The sequence below is a fragment of the Rhodococcus sp. TAF43 genome, assembly GCF_052113525.1.
Taxonomy (GTDB): Bacteria; Actinomycetota; Actinomycetes; order Mycobacteriales; family Mycobacteriaceae; genus Prescottella.
Genome location: NZ_JBFRDL010000006.1, coordinates 120525 through 133609, shown reverse-complemented (window position 1 = coordinate 133609; position 13085 = coordinate 120525). Strand labels below are relative to the sequence as shown.

The following is a 13085-nucleotide window of genomic DNA, read 5'->3' as shown; positions in this document are numbered from 1 at the left end:
AGGGGCCCGGGATCGGCAGACCATGCTGACCCGGGCCGCTCGCGGCAGTCGGACCTCGCGCCTCGTGACCGTCGTGGCCCTGCGGTACGCCCGGTTGTGGCGGGCCCGCATCGAATTCGACGACCGGTACGGGATCTTCGTGTGTTCGGGGATGCGGGGCGGATTCGGTCGCGGCGGCACCACGCTCGGCGGCGCCTACCTGACGCGAGGCAACACCGCCGATCGCGTGATCCGGCACGAGGCCGTCCACGCCGACCAGTGGGGTTGGCACGGCGCGGTTTTCGCGCTGATGTACCTGTGGGAGGAGATCCGTCACCCCGGCGCCCGCAATCGATACGAGATCGCGGCGGGACTCGAGGACGGCGGCTACGTCGCGAGCTGAGCGGTGACCTTCTCGGATTCGACGCGCCGCGTCATCGCCGCGTCGTCCGGGTTCGACACCTGCACCAGCGACGCCCCGGCGGCGAGGACCGAGACCAGTCCCGCGATCAGGTCGTCGGTGGTCGCCCACGAACGGGTGGACAGGACCCGGTCCGAGCCGCTCACGTTCTGCGCGACGGCCACCGCCCGGGCCGCTGTCAGGACATCGTCGACACCGCGGCCGTCCAGCGCCGCGGACCCGGCACCGCCGGGACGGAACTGGTCGCCGTGCACACGCACCGCGGTCGCGTAGTCGGTGACGCCCACCGGCAGGTCGGGGACCGGACGGCCGAAGGCGTCCAGCGACAGCACCGCAACCTCGGGCGCATCGGCGACGTCGTCGAGTCGATCCGCCGTGACCAGGGCCGCGTCGGCGTCGGGATCGGCCTCCAGCGTCACCTCGAGCCCGGCCCACCACGCGCCGAGCAGGACGGCGGCGGTCTGCCAGTGCGCCGGCAGCAGCACCGAGACCCGCGCGCCGGGCATCAGCGCGAACTCGTCGCACAGGAAGTTGGCGGTCTTGGCGGCCCAGTTCGCCAGCGTGATCGCGGACAGCTCCACCCGCTCGCCGGTGGCGTCGTCGTAGTACGTGATCCGCGGGCCGGCCGGGTCGGTGGCCAGGATCGGGTCGAGCAGCGCGGTGGTCAGGTTGGGCACGGTGTTCCGATCTGTACTCGGTCGACGCAGTGGTGACCGCTCAATTTACGCAGTGGGGGCCGTTGTTGCCCGCGTCGATCGCGGGACCGGGTTCGACGGGGGTGGGCGAGGTGCCGGCGCTGGAGATGCCCGAGGATCCGGATCCGGAGCCCGACGAGGTTCCGGAGGGACCCTTGTAGTCGCCGGCGAGGACGACACGCACGGTGCCCGACGACAGCGACTTGTCGGTCTCGATCGGCAGGCCACCGAGAGTCACCGAGACGGCCTGGGCGCCCTTGCTGTCCGACTTGTTCGCGAACACGGTGGATCGCGTCACGGACTTGCCCGTGTTGTTCCCGACCTCGCCGAGGCCGAAGCCCTTGCCGTCGAGGGTCGTTCCGACGCTCGAGGCGAGACCGCTGATGCTGCTGTCGTTGGAGACGTCGACGGTGACGGAGGACGGATCGATGTCGGGCATCTCGGTCGGGACGGCGGACGTGGTGCTCTGGTCGGACTTGTCCTCGGTGGGTTCCTCACCGACCAGTCCGGCGACGTACTTGCGGACGGCCTTGGGATCGACCTGCACGATCGACTCGCCGTAGTCGGTCATCGCGTTGATGTCGACGACGGGGATCGTCTCGAACTTGACCTTGCCGCCCGCGAGGTCCTTGAGCTGGGTGGCGAACTCGATGATGTCCCAGTCGGCGTCGAGCACCACCGACCGCTGCACCGCGGAACTGAGCTCGTTCAGCTTGCCGGGGTTGGTGAGGGTCTGCGCGCTCAGCACCTCGCGCACCAGCGAGGCCATGAACACCTGCTGGCGGACGATCCGGTCGAGGTCGCCGCGGGGCAGGTTGTGTCGCTGGCGGACGAAGCTCAGGGCATCGGAGCCGTCGAGTGTCTGGTCGCCGGCGGGGAACTTCGCACCCGAGAGCGGTTCGTCGACAGCCGCGTTGAGGCACACGTCGACCCCGCCGACCGCGTCGGTGAGCAGGACGAAGCCGAGCAGGCCGATCTCCGCGTAGTGGTCGACGGTGATGCCGGTCAGCTTCGCGACGGACTTGATGAGCGCTTCGCGGCCCGCCTGCGTCGATTCCTTCTCGGCGTCGGAATCGGATTCCCCGTCCTCGACCAGCTTCTGCCGCTCGGTTTCCTTGGTCGCGCCGTAAGCGGCGTTGATCTTCGACATCCCGATCCCGGGCACGTCGACGTACGCGTCGCGGGGAATGGAGATGGCGGTGGCCGAACTGCCGTCGTTGGGCACGCGCACCAGGACGATCGTGTCGGTGTTGGACGCGACCTCCTCGCCCGCACGCAGCGACTCGAGTTCGGATTGACTCAGCGGATTGCCGTGGGCATCGGTGCGGCTGTCGGTACCGACGAGCAGGATGTCGACGGCGCCGTCCTTGGCGCCGCCCAGTCCGAGATCGCCGATCGTCGAGAGGCTCGACCGCAGCGAGTCGACACTGCGCCAAGCGAATCCGGTGATCACGAGCACCAGCACCGCAGCGACCGCGATGGCGATCTGGATGCGCGAGACCGGGGCTGGCGGTCGCGGCACTTCCGATGCGGTGGGCTCCTGCGGCACCTGTGGCCCCTCCCTGAAGATCCTTGAAAATCCGAGCAGATCCGAACTGCATTCCGAATCGCAATCCGAGCAACTGCGCGATTACAACCGCTGTCAAGGCTACTGGTGTTCTGCGCGCAGCACGCGATACAGCTGTCCGGCGTGCCAGACTCGGAACCCGTGAAGAGGATTCTGGTGACCGGCGCACGCGGGCAGTTGGGTGGTCGCCTGCTCGCGTTACAGGACCTCGTCGACGTCCCGATCGTCGGAGTGGGTTCGGACGAGCTCGACATCACCGACCGCGGTGCCGTCGACGCCTGGGTGGAACCCGGTTCGGTGGTGGTGAACTGCGCGGCCTATACCGCCGTGGACGCCGCGGAGTCGGACGAGGAGACCGCCGCCGCGGTCAACGCGACCGGGCCGCGGAACCTGGCGTCGGCGTGTGCGCGTGCGGGGTCGCGGTTGATCCACGTCTCCACCGACTACGTCTTCGCGGGGGACCGTGCCGTGCCGTACGAGACGGACGACCCCACCGATCCGCAGACGGTGTACGGCCGGACCAAGCTCGCCGGCGAGCTTGCGATCCGCGAGGTGCTGCCTGACGCGCAGATCGTCCGGACGGCATGGGTGTACACGGGAGTCGGGAACGACTTCGTCGCGACGATGCTGCGGCTCGAGCGCGACCGCGACACCGTCCAGGTGGTCACGGACCAGGTGGGTTCGCCCACGTACTCCGCGGACCTCGCTGCCGGACTGCTCGAACTGGCCCGCACCGGCGGCGGGGGCGCGACCACGCTGCACGCGACCAACTCGGGTACCGCGACATGGTTCGACCTTGCCCGTGCCGTGTTCGAGGGGGTGGGCGCCGACCCCGCGCGGGTCCGGCCGTGCAGCAGCGCCGAGTTCGTGCGCCCCGCGCCGCGACCCGCCTACTCGGCGCTCTCGCCCGCGTCGTGGGTTGCAGCCGGTCTGACCCCGCTGCGGCCGTGGCAGGACGCGCTGGGCGACGCGCTGGCCCGGCTCGAATGAGGACGATGCGGGCTTTCGGGATACGCTTGCCCGCGTGAGTTCGAAGCTGGCCGTGGTGACGGTGACCTACTCGCCCGGCGAGCATCTGGAGCATTTCCTCGACACGTTGGCCGATGCGACGGTCGAAAACCCGCAGGTCATCCTGGCCGACAACGGGTCGACCGACGGGGCGCCCGAGGCCGCTGAGGCGGCTCACGATCACGTCCGACTGCTCCGCACCGGCGGCAACATCGGGTACGGCGGTGCGATCAATCGCGCCGTCGCCGAGATCGACCCAGACATCGAGTTCGTCGTCGTCGTCAATCCCGATGTGCGCTGGTCGCCCGGCGCGATCGACGAACTGCTCGCCGCGGCAGCGCGCTGGCCGCGGGCCGGTGCCCTCGGGCCGATGGTCCGCGAACCCGACGGCAGCATGTACCCCTCGGCCCGTCGCGTGCCCGATCTGATCTCCGGTGCCGGCCACGCCGTCCTCGGTTCCGTCTGGCCGTCCAACCCGTGGACGCAGCGGTACCTCCAGGAGAACGAGACCATCATCGAGCGTCCCGCCGGGTGGTTGTCCGGCTCGTGCCTGCTGCTGCGCCGGGTCGCGTTCGACTCGATCGACGGCTTCGACTCCCGCTACTTCATGTACATGGAGGATGTGGACCTCGGTGACCGGCTTGGTAAGGCGGGCTGGCTCAACGTCTTCGTGCCGTCGGCCGAGGTGACCCATGCCAAAGGCCATGCCGCGGGCCGGCATCCCGAGTTGATGCTGCCCGCCCATCATCAGAGCGCCTACCGCTTCCAGGCCGATCGCCACCCCGCGTGGTGGCAGGCCCCGCTGCGGTGGGCTCTGCGGGGTGGACTCGCCTTGCGTTCGAAGCTCGCGGTCGCGGCAGCGGTTCGGGAGCGCCGGGAAGACGAGCGCAAGCAGAACGAGCGTCGAGAGATCGAGATTGAGGGGAAAGCATGACAACTGCTTCGGCGACCGATGCCGTCATTCTGGTCGGGGGTCAGGGGACCCGGCTGCGTCCGCTGACGCTGTCCGCCCCCAAGCCCATGCTCCCCACTGCCGGGGTGCCGTTCCTCACGCACCTGTTGGCCCGGATCAAGCAGGCCGGGATCACGCACGTCGTGCTGGGCACGTCGTTCAAGGCCCAGGTGTTCGAGGAGCATTTCGGTGACGGCAGCGACCTGGGACTCGAGATCGAGTACGTCACCGAGGTCGAGCCGATGGGTACCGGCGGCGGCATCCGCAACGTGCTGCCGAGCCTGCGTGCGGACAACATCATGGTCTTCAACGGTGACGTCCTGGGCGGCACCGATCTCGGGGCGGTGCTCGACACCCATCACCGGACCAACGCCGATGTGACGCTGCACCTCGTGCGGGTCGGCGATCCGCGCGCGTTCGGTTGCGTGCCCACCGACGACGACGGCAGGGTCAAGGCGTTCCTGGAGAAGACCCAGGATCCGCCGACCGACCAGATCAATGCCGGCTGCTACGTCTTCCGCCGCGAGATCATCGAGAAGATCCCGTCGGATCGCCCGGTGTCGGTCGAGCGTGAGGTGTTTCCGGCCCTGCTGGCCGACGGGGCCCGCGTGTTCGGTCACGTCGACACGTCGTACTGGCGTGACATGGGTACCCCCGACGACTTCGTCCGCGGCTCCGCGGACCTGGTGCGCGGCATCGCGCCGTCGCCGGCACTCGAGGGTCCGCGCGGCGAGTCGCTGGTCCATCCCGGCGCGGGTGTCGCACCGGGCGCGCTGCTGATCGGCGGCACCGTCGTGGGGCGGGGCGCCGAGGTGGGCGCGGGCGCCCGACTCGACGGCGCGGTGCTGTTCGACGGCGCCCAGGTGGAGGCCGGTGCCGTGGTCGAGCGGTCGATCATCGGTTTCGGCGCGCGTATCGGTCCGCGCGCGTTGATCCGCGACGCCGTGATCGGCGACGGCGCGGATGTCGGTGCGCGGTGCGAACTGATCGGCGGGGCGCGAGTGTGGCCCGGCGTCAAGCTGCCCGACGGCGGAGTGCGCTTCAGCACCGACGTGTGATTCGGCGACGTGTGATTCGGCACTGAGCCGGCTTCCTTAGTCTTGCTACTGAAATACTGGGAGCATGATGTCGCAGGAACCCGTCTTCCACAGGTACGTCGCCCTCGGTGACTCGTTCACCGAGGGTGTCGGCGACCCCGACGCCACCCGACCGAACGGCCTGCGCGGCTGGGCGGACCGGGTGGCCGAGGAGCTCGCCCGGCGCAGCGCCGACTTCGGCTACGCCAATCTCGCGATCCGGGGCCGGCTGCTCGGCCCGATCGTCGACGAACAGCTCGACGCCGCGGTCGCGCTCGAACCCGATCTGGTGACGATCTACGCGGGTGGCAACGACCTGATGCGCCCCAAGATCGACCTCGACGCCCTCGTCGCGCGGTACGACGACGCGATCGGCAAGCTGACCGAGACCGGCGCGACCGTGCTGGTGTGGACCGCGTACGACGCGGGCTGGTCTGCGGTGTTCTCGAAGATCCGTGGCCGCTCGGCCGTCTACAACGAACTGGTCCGTGAGGTCGCGGATCGGCACGGCGCGAAGCTCGTCGACTTCTGGCGCTTCGACGAGTACCAGGATCTGCGGATGTGGGACTGGGACCGGCTGCACATGTCCACGCCGGGCCACCAGAACATGGCGATCCGGGTGCTCGAGACGGACGGCCGACCGGGAATCCGGGTCGGCCTTCTGTCATGTCAGATCCGTCAGTCGGTACCGAGGTTGCGGGTCGAGGAGATCGCAACCAGGCCGATCAGGCCGACCAACGCGAAGGCGTAGAAGCCCCACGGCACCGCGTATCCGGCGCCGAGCAGCGCGCCGCCGAGGATCGGGCCGCAGATCGCGCCGACGCGTCCGACGCCGGCCGACCAGCCCAGCGCGGTCGCGCGGATGTTCGCGGGATGGTTGGCGCTGGTGAAGGCGTACACGAGAACCTGGGCGCTGAACACGAAGCAGCCGGCCAGGAACACCATCACGTAGATGCCGCCGGCGACGTCGATGCTGAGCAGCGCGAGGAAGATGGCAGCGCCGGTGAACCACACGATGGCCGCGGTGCGGGGGCCGACCTTGTCGGCGACGCGGCCCGCGATGAGCAGGCCGACGACGGCGCCGGCGTTGAGGATCAGCAGGAAGGTCAGGGCCGCGCCCAGCTCGTACCCGGCCTCACGCATGATCGTCGGCAGCCAGGTGTTGAGGCCGTACACCAGCAGCAGGCCCATGAACGACGTGACCCAGATGGCGATGCTGTTCCGCAGGAACTTGGGCGAGAAGAGCGTCTTCACGGGATCGGTGGCCGTGGCGACGGGCGCGTCGGCGGCCGGTGCGGCCTCGAGCGCGAGACCGTACTGTGCCGCGATGGCCTCGGCTTCCTCGCGGCGGCCCTTGGACAGCAGGTACGAGGGCGACTCCGGCAGGTACTTGATCATCAGCGGGATCAGCACGATGGCCGGTGCCGCGCCGACGACGAACATCGAGTGCCAGCCGAACGGGTCGATGAGCACGAGGGCCAGGGCCGCGGTGGCGACGGCGCCGACGTGGTACCCGGTCATCAGCATCGTGGACGCGGATCCGCCACCCTGCTTCTTGGAGAACTCGTTGACCAGTGCCAGGGCGGTCGGCAGTGCGCCACCCAGTCCGACGCCCGCGAGGAAGCGGAGCAGACCGAAGATGAACGGATTCGGGGCGACCGCGCACAGCAGGGTCAGGATCGAGAACGCCGCGACGGCGTAGATCAGTGCCCGGCGCCGTCCGATGACGTCGGTGAGGGTGCCGATGACGAGCGCGCCGATCGTCATGCCGACGAGCCCGAACGTCGAGATTGTCGTGATCGCGCTCGTGCTCAGGTTCCAGTCGCCGTACTCGCGCAGCGAGGGGATGACTGCACCCAGGACCACGAGATCGAATCCGTCGAGAAGGACGGCGATCCAACACAGTGGGGCGACCCACATCGCGGCGCGACCGCGTGTCGCGGGTCGTTCGATGGTGCTCATTCGATCTCCAGAAGCCAAGGTGTTCGCAATACGAACCACCGTTCAATTTCAGAACTCGGCCATTGTTTGGTGGGTCACATGTGAATGTCAAGCCACGAACCAGTGGGTTGGGGGCCCCGTCGGCATGTGGTCCGGCCACACTGGACAGGTGATCGACGAAGGCGAGATCGACCGCAGCATGCTCGGTCGGGCGTTCCGAATACTGAATTCCTTCTCTGTGGATCGACCGCGGATGACGCAGTCCGACCTGAGTCGGCGAACTGGTCTGCCGTTGCCGACCGTGCACCGGTTGTGCATCCAATTGGCGGACAACGGCGCGCTCGAACGCGCTGCCGACGGCAGCTACGAGATCGGTGTCCGGTTGTGGGAGATCGGCGCCCTCGCGCCCGGGGCGCACGGGCTCCGGCAGGTGGCGATGCCCTACCTCGAGGACCTCTACGAGGCCACGCACGAGAACGTCCAACTGATCGTCCRCGAGGGCCTCGAGGCGCTCTATATCGAGCGGCTTTCCGCACGTGGGGCGGTCGCTGTGGTCGGGCGCGCGGGCGGTCGGCTGCCGCTGCACGCATCGAGTGGCGGGCTGGTTCTGCTCGCGCACGGCGGGACGGAACTCCTCGGTGAGGTGCTCGCTGCCGGGCTCGAGCGATTCACGCCCAACACCATCACGACCGAGCATCGACTGCGATCCACCCTCGATCAGATCCGCCGCAAGGGTTTCATCGTGTGCCGCGAGCACCTCAACATCGGCACGCTCGCGGTCGCCGCTCCGGTCTTCAGGGCCGGCGGGGAGGTGGCCGCGTCGATCTCCGTCGTGGTGGCCGCGTCGGCGGATCCGACCCCTCTCATCCCCGCGTTGCGGGCCGCCGCGCGAGGCGTCTCCCGCGGCCTGGCGTGACCGAGATCTCTCCGACCCCATGGGATTGGTCTTTCACTGAGTGAAAGTCGAGGTGTTGCAACGGATCGGCCGCGGGAACAGTGGTGGCCATCACGATCTACCGAGGAGTAACCGTATGACCCACTCGAGCACTCAGGTCGGCATCGTCGGCGCCGGCCCGGCCGGACTGATGCTGTCCCACCTCCTGCACCTTCGCGGCATCGAGTCCGTCGTTCTCGAGGCGCGCACCCGGGAAGAGGTGGAGGGCACCATCCGTGCCGGTGTGCTCGAGCAGAACACCGTCGACCTGATGACCGCGACCGGTCTCGGCGACCGGCTGAAGGCCGAGGGCCTCGAGCACCACGGCATCGAACTGCGCTTCGGCGGCCGCGGCCACCGGATCGCGTTCGACGAACTCACCGACGGACGCGCGGTCACGGTCTACCCGCAGCACGAGGTCCTCAAGGACCTCATCGCCAAGCGCATCGCGGACGGGGGCGAAATCCGGTTCGGCGTCTCCGACGTCGAGGTCCACGACCACACCACCGACAACCCGTACATCACCTACACCGACGCGGACGGCAGTGAGCAGAAGCTCGGGTGTGCGCTCGTCGGCGGCTGCGACGGCTCGCGCACCAAGACCCGCAAGCTGATCCCCGAGCCGTCCATCCGCCAGGACCACTTCCGCCAGTACCCGTTCGCGTGGTTCGGCATCCTCGCCGAGGCGCCGCCGTCGTCCGAGGAACTGATCTACGCCAACCACCCGCGCGGATTCGCGCTCATCAGCACCCGCACCCAGGAGGTCCAGCGCCACTACCTCCAGGTGGATCCGGACGATTCGGTGGACAACTGGTCCGACGACCGCATCTGGTCGGAGTTGCACGCCCGCGTCGACGGTGAGGGTGCGGAGATCAAGGACGGCAAGATCTTCGAGAAGTCGATCCTGCAGTTCCGCAGCTTCGTGTGCGAGCCGATGCAGCACGGCAACCTGTTCCTCGCGGGCGACGCCGCCCACACCGTGCCGCCGACCGGTGCCAAGGGCCTCAACCTCGCCGTCGCCGACGTGTACGAGCTGTCGAAGGGCATGGCCGAGTTCTTCGAGACCGGCAACCGCGGCCGGATCGACCGCTACACCGAGACGGTGCTGCCGCGGATCTGGCGCACGCAGCACTTCTCGTGGTGGATGTCCTCGATGCTGCACCGCCTGCCCGACGCGTCCGGCTTCGACCACAAGCGTCAGGTCGCCGAGCTCGACATGGTGACCCGCTCGGTCGCCGGTCGCACGCTGATCGCCGAGAACTACGTGGGCACCCCGCTGGGCTGATTCGCACGGCAGCGATGCGCCGCCCCGAAACCCGGGGCGGCGCATTTCTCGCTGTCCGGGAAAGCCGTGATGTGGTGGAGTCGACGTTCCGTAGGTTCGGAAATTGCAGCACCGCACCTACAGAAGAGGCTTTCCATGAAGATCCTGATCGTCGGCGGCACCGGCATGATCGGTGCCCACGCGGCACTTCACCTCCGCGAGCAGGGCAACGACGTCACCGTCGCCGCGCGCAACCCGCTGGCTGACGACTCACCGGTGCGCGAGTTCCCGGTGCTGCTCGGCGACTACACCGAACAGACCTTCACCGCCGCGCAGTTGGCGCCGTTCGAGGGCATCGTCTTCGCGGCGGGCCAGGACATCCGGCACATGGGTCGGGTCGCAGATGCCGCTGCCGAGGCCGAGTTCTGGGAGAAGACCCAGACCGGCGGCGTGCCGCGGTTCGCCGCGTTGGCCAAGGAGGCCGGCGTCGCCCGGTTCGTCCAGGTGGGCAGCTACTACCACCACCTGCGGCCGGAGTACGCCGAGACGATGCCGTACGTCGCGGCGCGCCAGGCGGCCGACGAGGGCGCCCGCGCGCTGGCCGACGACAACTTCAACGTCTCGACCCTGAACCCGCCGTCGATCCTCGGCGCGATCAGCGGGGTGTCGGCCAAGCGCTACCGCAAGCTGTTCTCGTGGGCGGCCGGCAACGAGCCGCAGATTCCGGACTTCGCGCCCGCGGGCGGCACCAACTATCTGTCGGCGGGCTCGCTGGCCGAGGCGATCTGGGGTGCGCTGCAGCGCGCCGAGTCGGGCAAGGCGTACCTGATCGGCGACCAGAACCTCACCTTCCGTGAGTACTTCCAGTTGCTCGTCGACGCCGCCGGTGGCGACCGGGTCATCGAGGAGCGCGACGAGGAGCATCCGCTGCTGCCCGACAGCTTCATCGTGCAGGGCCGCGGCAACGTCATCTCGTACGAGCCGGCCGCCGCGGACGTCGAACTGCTGGCCTACACGCGGAACGACTGCGCGCGGGCGATCGCCGAGATGCACGACATCGTGAAGGCCGCGACTGCGGGCTGACATACGCGAAAGGGCCGGTTCCACCGAATGATTCGGTGGAGCCGGCCCTTGTCGTACTCAGGTCGTACCCGGGTCGTACTCGGGTCAGTTGAGGCGCTCGAACACCGCGGCCAGGCCCTGGCCGCCGCCGATGCACATGGTCTCGAGGCCGTAGCGGGCCTCGCGACGGTCCATCTCGCGCAGCAGCGTCGCGAGGATGCGGGCGCCGGTGGCGCCGACGGGGTGGCCCAGCGAGATGCCGGAGCCGTTGGGGTTGAGGCGCGGGTCGTCGGGCTCGAGACCCCACGTGCGGGTCACCGCGAGAGCCTGTGCGGCGAACGCCTCGTTGAGTTCGATGACGCCCATGTCGGCCAGCGACAGACCGAGCCGCGAGAGGGCCTTCTCGGTGGACGGCACCGGGCCGATGCCCATTGTGCGCGGCGGCACACCGGCGACGGCCCAGCTGGCGAGCCGGGCGAGCGGACGCAGGCCGAGGGCGTTCGCCTTCTCCGGCGTGGTGACGATGGCGATGGCGGCGCCGTCGTTCTGGCCGCTGGCGTTGCCGGCGGTGACGGTGGACTGGGGGTCGACCTTGCCGCGGATCGGGCGCAGCTTCGCGAGCGACTCGACGCTGGTGTCGGCGCGCGGGTGCTCGTCGGTGTCGACGACCAGCGGATCGCCCTTGCGCTGCGGCACCGACACGGGGACGATCTCCTGCGCGAAGATGCCGCCGCGCTGCGCGGCGACGGCGCGCTGGTGCGACTGGACGGCGAGGGCGTCCTGGTCCTCGCGGCTGATGGAGAACTCGGCGCGCAGGTTCTCGGCGGTCTCGATCATGCCGCCGGGCACCGGGTAGTTGCGGCCGCCGGCGGTGACGCGGGCGCGGGCGAGGCGGTCGTTGAGGGCGAGGGATTCGCCGCGGACGCCGTACCGCATGCCGGTGGCGTAGAACTCGGCCTGGCTCATCGACTCGACGCCGCCGGCGAGGACGAGGTCGCTGCCGCCGGACTGCACCTGCATCACGGCCTGGATGATCGCCTGCAGGCCGGAGCCGCAGCGGCGGTCCACCTGCAGACCCGGAACGTCCACGCCCAGTCCGGCATTGAGGGCCGCGATGCGGCCGATGGCCGGGGCCTCGCCTCCGGGGGAGGCCTGGCCGAGGATCACGTCGTCGATGTCGGCACCGGAGATGCCGGTGCGGGTGACCAGTTCGGTGATGACGGTGGCCGCGAGATCCTCGGGGGGGACGTCGCGGAAGACGCCGCCGAAGCGGCCGACGGGGGTGCGGAGCGGTTCGCAGATGACTGCGTCAGACATGTCGTTTTCCTTGGTGCGGTGATGATTGAGTCTGGGTGCGGGCGAGGTCGGCCGAGATGGCCTCTGCGGTCGCGACGGCGGCGGGGACGAGCGTGGCGTACACCGCCTCGGTCGAGTAGCGCGCGGCCTGCGTCGAGATGTTCACTGCGGCGACCACGGCGCCCGACCGATCGCGGATCGGTGCGGCGAGGGAACGCAGGCCCTCCTCGAGTTCCTGGTCGACCACGCAGTAGCCGTCGGCCCGGATCTTGTCGAGTTCGGCGCGCAACGCATCGGGGGTGGCGATGGTGCGGCCGGTGAGCGGGGTCAGGTCGACGCGGTCCAGGTAGGCGTCGAGGTCGGCGGGTTCGAGCCCGGCCAACAGGACGCGGCCCATCGACGTCGCGAACGCGGGGAACCGGGTCCCGATCGTGATGGACACCGTCATGATGCGGCTGACCGGCCGGCGCGCGACGTACACGACGTCGCCGTCGTCGAGGATCGACACCGACGTCGACTCGTGGACCTGGTTCGACAGCGATTCGAGGTGCGGTCGGGCGATGTCGGGCAGAGACAGGCTCGACAGGTAGCTGTAGCCGAGTTCGAGGACCCGGGGGGTCAGCCAGAACACCGAGCCGTCGGTGCGGACGTAGCCGAGTTCGACCAGGGTGAGCAGGAACCGACGGGCCGTCGCGCGGGTGAGATCGGTGGCCCGGGCGACGTCGCTGAGCGTGCGCTGCGGGTTCTCGGCGTCGAACGCCCGGATGACGGACAGGCCGCGTGCGAGCGACTGCACGTAATCCGTCGAGGCCGCGGTCGGTTCGGTCGCGCTCGAGTTACTCCCGCTCGAGTTGCTCCCGCTCGAGTTGCTCCCGCTCGAGTTGCTCACT

At 69.2% G+C, this 13085-nt stretch carries 13 protein-coding genes; 8 read left to right on the top strand and 5 right to left on the bottom strand.

The window, feature by feature from the left end:
- The first annotated feature begins 22 nt into the window (after nucleotides 1-22).
- Nucleotides 23-382 (top strand): hypothetical protein, encoded by a 360-nt coding sequence (locus AB4Z09_RS06455; RefSeq protein WP_114721898.1) that lies wholly within the window; start codon nucleotides 23-25, stop codon nucleotides 380-382.
- On the opposite strand, the gene AB4Z09_RS06450 is transcribed toward AB4Z09_RS06455, so the two are convergent.
- The gene (locus AB4Z09_RS06450; protein ID WP_174911993.1) at nucleotides 367-1077 is read right to left on the bottom strand and encodes a TIGR03089 family protein; all 711 of its coding nucleotides are present in this window, start codon (nucleotides 1075-1077) and stop codon (nucleotides 367-369) included. The two genes, AB4Z09_RS06455 and AB4Z09_RS06450, sit on opposite strands and share 16 nt — an antisense overlap.
- A gap of 40 nt (nucleotides 1078-1117) precedes the next feature.
- Nucleotides 1118-2617, bottom strand: a complete 1500-nt coding sequence (locus AB4Z09_RS06445) for an LCP family protein (RefSeq protein ID WP_442239386.1) — start codon at nucleotides 2615-2617, stop codon at nucleotides 1118-1120.
- Nucleotides 2618-2803: 186 nt separating this feature from the next.
- On the opposite strand from AB4Z09_RS06445, the gene rfbD reads away from it, so the two are divergent.
- From rfbD to AB4Z09_RS06425, 4 genes are all read left to right on the top strand, one after another.
- A complete protein-coding gene (gene rfbD / locus AB4Z09_RS06440) occupies nucleotides 2804-3652 on the top strand; it encodes a dTDP-4-dehydrorhamnose reductase (RefSeq protein ID WP_442239385.1) in 849 nt (282 codons plus the stop codon).
- A 34-nt stretch (nucleotides 3653-3686) separates the two neighbouring features.
- The gene (locus AB4Z09_RS06435; protein WP_442239384.1) at nucleotides 3687-4604 is read left to right on the top strand and encodes a glycosyltransferase; all 918 of its coding nucleotides are present in this window, start codon (nucleotides 3687-3689) and stop codon (nucleotides 4602-4604) included.
- Entirely contained in the window at nucleotides 4601-5680 is a 1080-nt protein-coding gene (locus AB4Z09_RS06430; RefSeq protein WP_174911984.1) for a sugar phosphate nucleotidyltransferase, read from the top strand. The genes AB4Z09_RS06435 and AB4Z09_RS06430 overlap by 4 nt, the downstream gene beginning before the upstream one ends.
- Nucleotides 5681-5744: 64 nt before the next feature.
- Nucleotides 5745-6449: an SGNH/GDSL hydrolase family protein gene (locus AB4Z09_RS06425; RefSeq protein ID WP_442239383.1), complete on the top strand. Its 705-nt coding sequence runs from the start codon at nucleotides 5745-5747 to the stop codon at nucleotides 6447-6449.
- On the opposite strand, the gene AB4Z09_RS06420 is transcribed toward AB4Z09_RS06425, so the two are convergent.
- Nucleotides 6377-7660 (bottom strand): MFS transporter, encoded by a 1284-nt coding sequence (locus AB4Z09_RS06420; protein ID WP_442239382.1) that lies wholly within the window; start codon nucleotides 7658-7660, stop codon nucleotides 6377-6379. The two genes, AB4Z09_RS06425 and AB4Z09_RS06420, sit on opposite strands and share 73 nt — an antisense overlap.
- Nucleotides 7661-7784: 124 nt before the next feature.
- On the opposite strand from AB4Z09_RS06420, the gene AB4Z09_RS06415 reads away from it, so the two are divergent.
- The 3 genes from AB4Z09_RS06415 to AB4Z09_RS06405 all read left to right on the top strand — a co-directional run bounded on the left by AB4Z09_RS06415 (nucleotide 7785) and on the right by AB4Z09_RS06405 (nucleotide 10920).
- Nucleotides 7785-8555 carry an IclR family transcriptional regulator gene (locus AB4Z09_RS06415; RefSeq protein WP_442239381.1) on the top strand — a complete coding sequence of 257 codons (771 nt, stop codon included), beginning with the start codon at nucleotides 7785-7787 and terminating at the stop codon, nucleotides 8553-8555.
- 115 nt (nucleotides 8556-8670) lie between these two features.
- Nucleotides 8671-9858: a 4-hydroxybenzoate 3-monooxygenase gene (locus AB4Z09_RS06410; RefSeq protein ID WP_114721904.1), complete on the top strand. Its 1188-nt coding sequence runs from the start codon at nucleotides 8671-8673 to the stop codon at nucleotides 9856-9858.
- Between the two features lie 135 nt (nucleotides 9859-9993).
- On the top strand, nucleotides 9994-10920 hold the full coding sequence (locus AB4Z09_RS06405) for an NAD-dependent epimerase/dehydratase family protein (RefSeq protein WP_174911982.1): 927 nt from the start codon (nucleotides 9994-9996) through the stop codon (nucleotides 10918-10920).
- A gap of 84 nt (nucleotides 10921-11004) precedes the next feature.
- Here AB4Z09_RS06405 and AB4Z09_RS06400 read toward each other — a convergent pair whose 3' ends face one another.
- Together AB4Z09_RS06400 and AB4Z09_RS06395 are read right to left on the bottom strand one after the other, a co-directional pair.
- Nucleotides 11005-12216, bottom strand: a complete 1212-nt coding sequence (locus AB4Z09_RS06400; RefSeq protein WP_442239380.1) for an acetyl-CoA C-acetyltransferase — start codon at nucleotides 12214-12216, stop codon at nucleotides 11005-11007.
- Complete coding sequence (locus tag AB4Z09_RS06395) at nucleotides 12209-12991, bottom strand: IclR family transcriptional regulator domain-containing protein (protein ID WP_254623022.1); 783 nt, start codon at nucleotides 12989-12991, stop codon at nucleotides 12209-12211. Before AB4Z09_RS06395 ends, AB4Z09_RS06400 begins: the two co-directional genes overlap by 8 nt.
- Nucleotides 12992-13085: the final 94 nt, after the last annotated feature.

What these genes read in the sequence shown, in the direction of transcription:
- AB4Z09_RS06405 (WP_174911982.1), top strand. Translation starts at nt 9,994, where the DNA reads ATGAAGATCCTGATCGTCGGCGGCACCGGCATGATCGGTGCCCACGCG.
- AB4Z09_RS06400 (WP_442239380.1), bottom strand. Translation starts at nt 12,216, where the DNA reads ATGTCTGACGCAGTCATCTGCGAACCGCTCCGCACCCCCGTCGGCCGC.
- AB4Z09_RS06425 (WP_442239383.1), top strand. Translation starts at nt 5,745, where the DNA reads ATGATGTCGCAGGAACCCGTCTTCCACAGGTACGTCGCCCTCGGTGAC.
- AB4Z09_RS06430 (WP_174911984.1), top strand. Translation starts at nt 4,601, where the DNA reads ATGACAACTGCTTCGGCGACCGATGCCGTCATTCTGGTCGGGGGTCAG.
- AB4Z09_RS06455 (WP_114721898.1), top strand. Translation starts at nt 23, where the DNA reads ATGCTGACCCGGGCCGCTCGCGGCAGTCGGACCTCGCGCCTCGTGACC.
- AB4Z09_RS06420 (WP_442239382.1), bottom strand. Translation starts at nt 7,660, where the DNA reads ATGAGCACCATCGAACGACCCGCGACACGCGGTCGCGCCGCGATGTGG.
- AB4Z09_RS06410 (WP_114721904.1), top strand. Translation starts at nt 8,671, where the DNA reads ATGACCCACTCGAGCACTCAGGTCGGCATCGTCGGCGCCGGCCCGGCC.